Here is a 7388-nt window from a genome sequence, read left to right on the forward strand (position 1 = left end):
TGCTGCCGCCGGCGGTCGCGGACGCGATCGTGCTGCCGGCGCTCGGCGCGTTTCATGCCCGGCATCCCGATCTGGTGCTGATGTTGGGTGTGTCCGGGCGCGCGGCCGATCGCGTCGGCGATGCGGTCGACTGCAGCGTCCGCCTCGGCGAGCTGCCCGATTCGTCGCTCGTCGCGCGCCGGCTCGGCATGCTCGAGCGCGTGACCTGCGCGAGCCCCGCGTATCTCGACCGCCACGGCGTGCCGCGTACGCTCGACGACCTGGCCTCGCATCGCGCGGTCAGCGTGTCGTCCGTGCCGGGCCAGCGCACGGCCGAACTCGATTTCCTCGTCGATGGTGCGGTGCGCAAGGTGCGGCTCGACGGAATCGTCACCGTGGACGACGAGCAGGCGTATCTGGCGTGCGGCGTGCATGGCCTCGGGCTGATCCAGCCGCCGCGCGTTGCCGCGCAGGCGCTGATCGATGCGGGGCGGTTGCGGGAAGTGCTGCCGCGCTGGCGGCCCGACGCGATCGCGGTGTCGGCCGTCTACGTGAAGCGCCCGCACGTGTCGCCCGGCGTGCGCGCGTTCGTCGACTGGATCGGCGAGCGTTTTGTGGACGCCGCGCGGGACGGGGAGGACATGATCGTTGCCGGGGCAACGGGGGGGCGGCTCAAGGAGCGTGCGACCGCCGCTCGCGAGCGTGAAGACCGGCAGGTCGCGGTGGTGTGAGGCGCTCAGGTTTCTGCGAGGTGGAACGCGCGCGCCATCCGGTCTTGTTCCCGGGCCGGCAGCGCGAGTCGCGCAGCGAGTGTTTTCCATTGTCTGACGGTGCCGCGAAAATCGTCGATGATCTCGTCGGCATCCTTGAGGCTCAGCCGGAAATATTGGGATACTTCGCGCGCGAGTTCGAGATTCAGTGCGTTGTCGGCTTCCGTAATGTTGAGCTTGAGGCCGTCGGCGACAGGGACGGGATTCATGTCGTAGGCTGCGGAGAGGCGCCAGCCGGCGCCGGGCACCAGAATGAATCCGTGATTGCGAAGATGGTCGTCGGTATTGGAGACCAGCAAATTGAAGACGATCCGGGCCCATAGTTCGCGCAGGTCGGCATTCGGTTGCGCGCCTTGCCGCATCAGGACTTCCGCGAGTTCCAGATAGCTGGCGCCGGTGGATGCATCGTCGCCATCGACATGCCCAGTCATGGTCATGGCGGAGGCAAAATGCAGACGACGGCCGTCGTCGGTCCGGTCGAAGCGACGAACCAGAAAGCAGTGATAGTCGCTCGCGAATTTTCGTGCCTCCGCTTGTGCGACGTTCAGACCACAGCCAACCGCCAGTGCGTTGACGACCATTTCCCAGCCGCCCACATCGTAGTCGTCTCTCGCGCTTGGGAATTTCGCGATATAGAGGTGTCCGTGTTCATCGACCACACTGGCTTTCGGTCTCGCGCCGCCGAGGGAGCCGCCGGGTGCGATCAGCATGGACAGCCAGTCGCGGCCGTTCGGGGCGCGGTTGTCGATATCCTCTTCCAGTGACCGGCTGGCCTGTTCCAGTTCGCGGATTTCCGCAAATGGCGGGGCGGCTCGATCGATTCGGTCGTCGAGAAATGCGCCCGTGTCGTCGAGCTTGTAGCGCAATGCGCCAACCCGATAGAGATCGTGCACGCCGAGCAGATAGTCCGATTCATGGAGTCGCGTGCCCTTCGGTCGAAGGCCGGCACGAATGTCGCGTTCCAATCGGCGGTCCATCAGCATGCGGCCCCATCGGTCGGGGCTCGAATCGGCGAAAGCACCGAACGTGTTGTGTGGTGGAGCCGGGTATTGCGGCCCTTCGAACAGGCCGATTCCGGGATCGAGCTGTACATGGGCCGACTCGCGAGCGACCAGTGCGCGGGTGTCATACTGGAATTCGAACCGTTCGCTGGCACGTGTCTGCCGGCCATGCAGAAGGCCGAGTCTTCGAGGTTCGGGCAGGCCGCTCCAGTCTGCGTAAACGGCGATCATCGTCATTTCTCGCGAGGCCCCCGTTGTTGCTTGTTCGATGGCTTCAGCAGTGCGGCCAGATCCACAGCGGTCGTGCCGCGGTCGGTGGCCGGGATGGCGGGGGCGGATGCCGGTTTGGCTGCCCTGGCCGTCTCGGCGACGCGGGAGTCGGCGGTGGAGTGGCGCTCGTCTGACGTGCGCGAGACCACGCCGGATCGCGACGATACGACTCGCTTCGAAGACCGCGGTTTGACGAGGCGAGCATCCTGAAGCTCGCGGCCGAACGGGTCAGTGACGGCCAGTTTTTCCAGATCGCCCTGGAGACCGAGTACTTGCATGACGGAAAGATAGGCGCCCATCGTGACGCTTGAGCCACCCGCTTCCAGCGAGCGAAGCGTCATCGGCGACATTCCCGCACGCTCCGCAACCTGCTTGGCCGTGAGCTTGCGGCGCAGGCGCGCGAGCTTCAGTCGCTCACCAAATTCGGCGAGCAACCGGCTGGATGTTGGCAGGAGTGGGGCGGTTTTCTGGGGCATCTCGATGCTGGTATTTCAGCGTTTTTCGATCTGGAAAGCCAAAATATTAGCATTTTTGTGAGGGTGTCGCTACCTGAAGGCTACATCAAAATAAGAATAATGTAAGTATTTTGGCTTTTTTGTTGAGTATTAGCCAAAATATTAGCGTTTTTGTTATTTGAACCTCACCCGTCAATGCGAGGTGGGTGTCTGGTGCCGGGCGGGCGTATCACGTGCCCGTCCGGCGCGCGCTATCGAGGCTCGATCAGCTATGCGTGAGCGTCAGCGCATAGAACTTCACGACGGTGCCGGGCGTCGTCAGCGGCGTGCCGGACACGGCCGTCTGGTCGTAATCACCCGCCTTGAAGTAGAAGCTCTCGCCGTCGAAACTCGAATCCATCGTGAAGGTCTTGGTCGTGCCGTTCGCTGTGACGGTGATCGTCGTTCCGCTCAGGCTCAGCGTGTAGCTGAACTTCTTGCCGACACCGACGGTGGTGATCGGCGTGGTCGTCGACTTGCCGCCCTGGTTGGTGCTTTCGAGCAGCAGCTGCACGACGCCGCCGGACGTGAACTGCAGCTCGCACAGCGGCTTGCTCGGGCCGGTGCCCTGGAAGATCTGGCCGATCGTCGTGTGATCGGGCACCTGCGCGACGGTCACCGTCGCATTCAGCCGGTTGGTGCCGGAGGTCGGCCAGATCGCGTTTTCGCGCAGCTCGGTGCGCGGATGCAGCGAGCCGGACGTCGTCCAGCCCTGCGTCGGGTCCATCATCACCATCGATCCGTCGCTGCCGTCCGTATAGAAATACGTCGGGTTCACGTAGCCGCCCGCGAGCGACGAACCGCTCACCGTGTCGACCTTGCCGGACGAGCCGGTCGGCAACTGCAGCGTGAACGGCGCGAGGTTGAAGTTCGAGCCGGGCGGGTTCGACGGGCTGAGCGCCATCGCGGTGGCCTGCTGGCGGGCGGCGGCGGCCGGGCTGGCCGGATCGTCGCCGCCGCACGCGGACAGGCACGCTACGGACAGAACGGCGACGACGCACGGGATGATCCTGTTCTTCATGGTGTCTCTCTCTGATGGTCCGTGGCTGGGCGCCACGTTGTGGATAACGTTTTCCTATTTGGGCGTACGATCGTCGAAGCGAGATCGGTTGCCCGTAGAAAGCACTCCAAAATACAGAAAGCAGGTAAGACTCGACGGCTGGAACAGTGATGCTGAATATTGCGGGACTTTCAAGGCTTGCAATCGGCTTTCCGTGAAGCTGCTCGAGCCGATCGGGGACGATGCTAACAAGAAGCACCAAAAGAGTAAACGTTTTCCTATTTAGGTCGGAGAAGTTGCTTTGCGCCGACTGCCGCGGGGTATCCGTGTGCCGCCTTGAAGGGCGCCGGGCAGGTGTGCCGGTTACGACTCCGTCGCCGCGACGTGCTGCGCGATACGCGCGGCACACGCATCGGGCGTCGCATCGGACGTATCGAGCACCATCTGGCTGAACGGCCGCGACGCATAGCCTTCGCGATACATCTCGGCGATCCGGGTCCGCTCCCAGTCCGTCAGCGCGCGCGAGCCGCGATTCGACGACGCGATCGCTTCGGGCGGTGCGAGCGTCACGACGCACAAGCGCGCATCGCGCGCGTCGCAGGCGGCGCGCAGCCGCTCGAATTCCGTTTCGCCGATCGGATAGGCGATGACCAGATGACGCGCGCGCGCGTTCGCGATCTGCGTGACGAGACGCTCGAGCGCGATTGCCCACTGCACGTCGAACGGTGCGTCTTCGGGCGCATCGTGATCGTCGCCGTCGATGAAGCGTGCATCGGGCAGCACGTGCGCGAGTGCGAGACCGATCGTCGTCTTGCCGCTGTTGATCGGGCCGTTCAGGTGGATGACGGTAAGGGCGGTCATGAGTCGGCGCGGGAATCGGAAGACTCGGAGCTTGCCATGACTGACGCGGCGGTGCAGTGCCGTTGGTACGTCACGCGGTGTGATGCGGTGAGCGGAAGGGAGGGCGGAGAGGCGGGGAAGAGGCGGAGGGAGCGGCAGGCTGCGTGCGCGAAGAGGATGCGCCCACACAGCCTGCCCGACCGTACCGCATCCAGCGATGCGGCACGGCGTCGAGCGAAGCGACTTACTTCTCGTCGCCCTTGATCTGCGGCAGCGCCGACGTCTCGCCCGGCGTCAGCAGGCCGACTTGCGAGTACACGCGCAGCTTGTCGCGCGTATCGGTGATGTCGAGGTTGCGCATCGTCAGCTGGCCGATCCGGTCGCGCGGCGAGAACGTCGACGCAACCTTCTCCATCGACAGGCGTTCCGGCTGGTATGTGAGGTTCGGCGACTTCGTGCTCAGGATCGAGTAATCGTTGCCGCGGCGCAGTTCGATCTTCACTTCGCCGGTGATCGCGCGTGCGACCCAGCGTTGCGCGGTTTCGCGCAGCATGATCGCCTGCGGGTCGAACCAGCGGCCCTGGTACAGCAGGCGGCCGAGGCGGCGGCCGTTCTCGCGGTACTGCTCGATCGTGTCTTCGTTGTGGATGCCGGTGACGAGACGCTCGTACGCGATGTACAGCAGCGCAAGGCCCGGGGCTTCATAGATGCCGCGGCTCTTCGCCTCGATGATCCGGTTCTCGATCTGGTCGCTCATGCCGAGGCCGTGGCGGCCGCCGATGCGGTTCGCTTCCAGCAGCAGCTCGACCGGGTCGGTGAACTCGACGCCGTTCAGCGCGACCGGCTGGCCGGCTTCGAAGCGCACCGTCACTTCTTCCGCGGCGATCTTCACGTCGTCGCGCCAGAACGCGACGCCCATGATCGGGTTCACGATCTTGATGCCGCTCTCGAGGCTTTCGAGATCCTTCGCTTCGTGCGTCGCGCCGAGCAGGTTCGAATCGGTCGAGTAGGCCTTCTCGGCCGACATCTTGTACGCGAAACCGGCCTGGTTCATGAATTCGGACATTTCGGCACGGCCGCCGAGCTCGTCGATGAACGTCTGGTCGAGCCACGGCTTGTAGATCTTCAGATCCGGGTTCACGAGCAGGCCGTAGCGGTAGAAGCGCTCGATGTCGTTGCCCTTGTACGTGCTGCCGTCGCCCCAGATGTTGACGCCGTCTTCCTTCATCGCGGCGACGAGCATCGTGCCCGTCACGGCGCGGCCGATCGGCGTGGTGTTGAAGTACGTGACGCCTGCCGTCGTGATGTGGAACGCGCCGCTTTGCAGCGCTGCGATGCCTTCGGCGACGAGCTGCGCGCGGCAGTCGATCAGGCGGGCGCCGGCTGCGCCGTATTCGATCGCGCGTTTCGGGATCGCGTCGTAATCGTCTTCGTCGGGCTGGCCGAGGTTCGCCGTGTATGCGTACGGGACGGCGCCCTTGAGTTTCATCCAGTGCAGCGCTGCGCTGGTGTCCAGGCCGCCGGAGAAGGCGATACCGACCTTCTGGCCGGTCGGGAGGCTTTCGAGAATCGTGCTCATAGGAATAACCGTGGATTGAAGCCGGTGGGATCGTATTTCGCGGAATATGCGAGTATCGGCTGTCCGGGAGGTTGGGGCAAGGGCTGATTTTCGCGCGGAACCGTCGTCGGGCCTGTTGCGGCGGGCCTGGCGGGCGGTGAGCCGGGTGGAGAACGCCACGCCAGCCGGCGCGAAATCGCAGTCAAAACCGGCGCCGACGCGCGCGGCCGCGAGCCGTGTTTCCGGGGCCGGATCGGCCGAAGGGCGGGGCTTCCGCGGTCAGGATGCCGGTGCGCCACGCCGAAAGATATCTGAAAGACTGGCGCGCGAAGCCCGGATTCCCGCGACCGTCAGATGTTCCACGACTGCGCGGTGTCGAGCAGCTTCTCGCGCAACTGGTCGACTTCCCCGGCCAGCTTGGCCGTGATCGACACGTAGCCGGACAACTGCGGCGGCGGTGCGTCATGCGGCGGGTCGGCCGGCCGGCGGCGCGGCGAGAGCCGGCTCGGCGTGCCGAACTTGAGCGCGCGGCTCGCGCCGACCAGCGTGTCGCGGATGCGCCGGTTCACGGCCTTCATGTCGACGCGCATGTATTCGCGGGACGCGACGTCGTCGCGGGCCGGCACCGCGCTCGACAGGATCTCCAGATAGCCGATGCACAGGCGCAGGCTGCGCTGGATCGCCTCGAGCTGCATCATCGACGTCTCGCATTCCTTCGACACCGACGGCATCAGCGAGCGCAGCTGCACCAGCAGCGCGCTCAGCGCGGCCATTTCCTTCAGGTGCGCGTCGTCGCTGATCGGGCGGTCGCCCGCGAGCCGCGCATGCACGGCCGCGCACGCGCGCAGTGCGTCGGCGAGCTTGTAGCGCCACGAGTAAGTGGCATACAGCGGCAGCGCGAACGAGAACGCCAGCGCGATCGCGATGCCGGTCAGCACGTTCACCGCGCGCCACAGGCCGTCGACGATCTCGTTGTCGCCGTGCCCGGCGACGATCACCATCGTGATCGCCGACAGCAGCGCGATATAGCCGGCCTTGCCGATCGCGTGATACGCGCAGAAGCCGCACGCGAGCGCCATCAGCAGGTAGATCGCGAGCGGCGCGTGCACGAACGAATACAACAGGATCAGCCCGAGCCCCGCGAGCGCCCCGATCGACGTGCCGAGCGCGCGCTCGGCCGCCTTCTTGCGGATGTTGCCGTGGTGCTGCAGCCCGCCGACGACGATCAGCACGGTGATCGTCGACCACTCGCCGTGCGGCACGTTCAGCCCGGTGGACAGCGCGATCGACACGAGAATCGCGAGCGAGACGCGCGCCGCATGGATCAGCTTCGCGTGCCGGTAACGGCGATACGGGTCGAGCAGCGGGCGGAGCGCGTTGCGCAGGAGGGGCGGCAGCCGGGCAGGGAGCGGGGTGGTCATGGCGGAACGGGAGTGGCCGGAACGCGCACGGCGGCCTGCGCGGGCCGGCGCCGCG

Annotated in this window: 7 protein-coding genes; 1 reads left to right on the top strand and 6 read right to left on the bottom strand. The window is 65.5% G+C overall.

What is annotated here, in order from left to right:
• Nucleotides 1–710: LysR substrate-binding domain-containing protein (locus G3N99_RS30940; protein WP_241011935.1), on the top strand; the 710-nt coding region annotated here is incomplete at its 5' end.
• 5 nt (nt 711–715) lie between these two features.
• Here the strand turns inward: G3N99_RS30940 and G3N99_RS30945 are convergent.
• The 6 genes from G3N99_RS30945 to G3N99_RS30970 form a co-directional block, all read right to left on the bottom strand.
• Nucleotides 716–1981 carry a HipA domain-containing protein gene (locus G3N99_RS30945; RefSeq protein ID WP_241011936.1) on the bottom strand — a complete coding sequence of 422 codons (1266 nt, stop codon included), beginning with the start codon at nt 1979–1981 and terminating at the stop codon, nt 716–718.
• A 2-nt stretch (nt 1982–1983) separates the two neighbouring features.
• Entirely contained in the window at nt 1984–2496 is a 513-nt protein-coding gene (locus tag G3N99_RS30950; protein WP_174938908.1) for a helix-turn-helix transcriptional regulator, read from the bottom strand.
• A 244-nt stretch (nt 2497–2740) separates the two neighbouring features.
• A complete protein-coding gene (locus tag G3N99_RS30955) occupies nt 2741–3535 on the bottom strand; it encodes a polysaccharide lyase family 7 protein (RefSeq protein ID WP_206124283.1) in 795 nt (264 codons plus the stop codon).
• Between the two features lie 342 nt (nt 3536–3877).
• Nucleotides 3878–4375, bottom strand: a complete 498-nt coding sequence (locus tag G3N99_RS30960) for a shikimate kinase (protein WP_206124284.1) — start codon at nt 4373–4375, stop codon at nt 3878–3880.
• Between the two features lie 223 nt (nt 4376–4598).
• Entirely contained in the window at nt 4599–5933 is a 1335-nt protein-coding gene (gene argG / locus G3N99_RS30965; RefSeq protein WP_166886526.1) for an argininosuccinate synthase, read from the bottom strand.
• 329 nt (nt 5934–6262) lie between these two features.
• Nucleotides 6263–7333 carry an FUSC family protein gene (locus G3N99_RS30970; RefSeq protein ID WP_174940807.1) on the bottom strand — a complete coding sequence of 357 codons (1071 nt, stop codon included), beginning with the start codon at nt 7331–7333 and terminating at the stop codon, nt 6263–6265.
• Nucleotides 7334–7388: the final 55 nt, after the last annotated feature.

This window comes from Burkholderia sp. Ac-20392 (genome assembly GCF_017104585.1).
Taxonomy (GTDB): domain Bacteria; phylum Pseudomonadota; class Gammaproteobacteria; order Burkholderiales; family Burkholderiaceae; genus Burkholderia; species Burkholderia lata.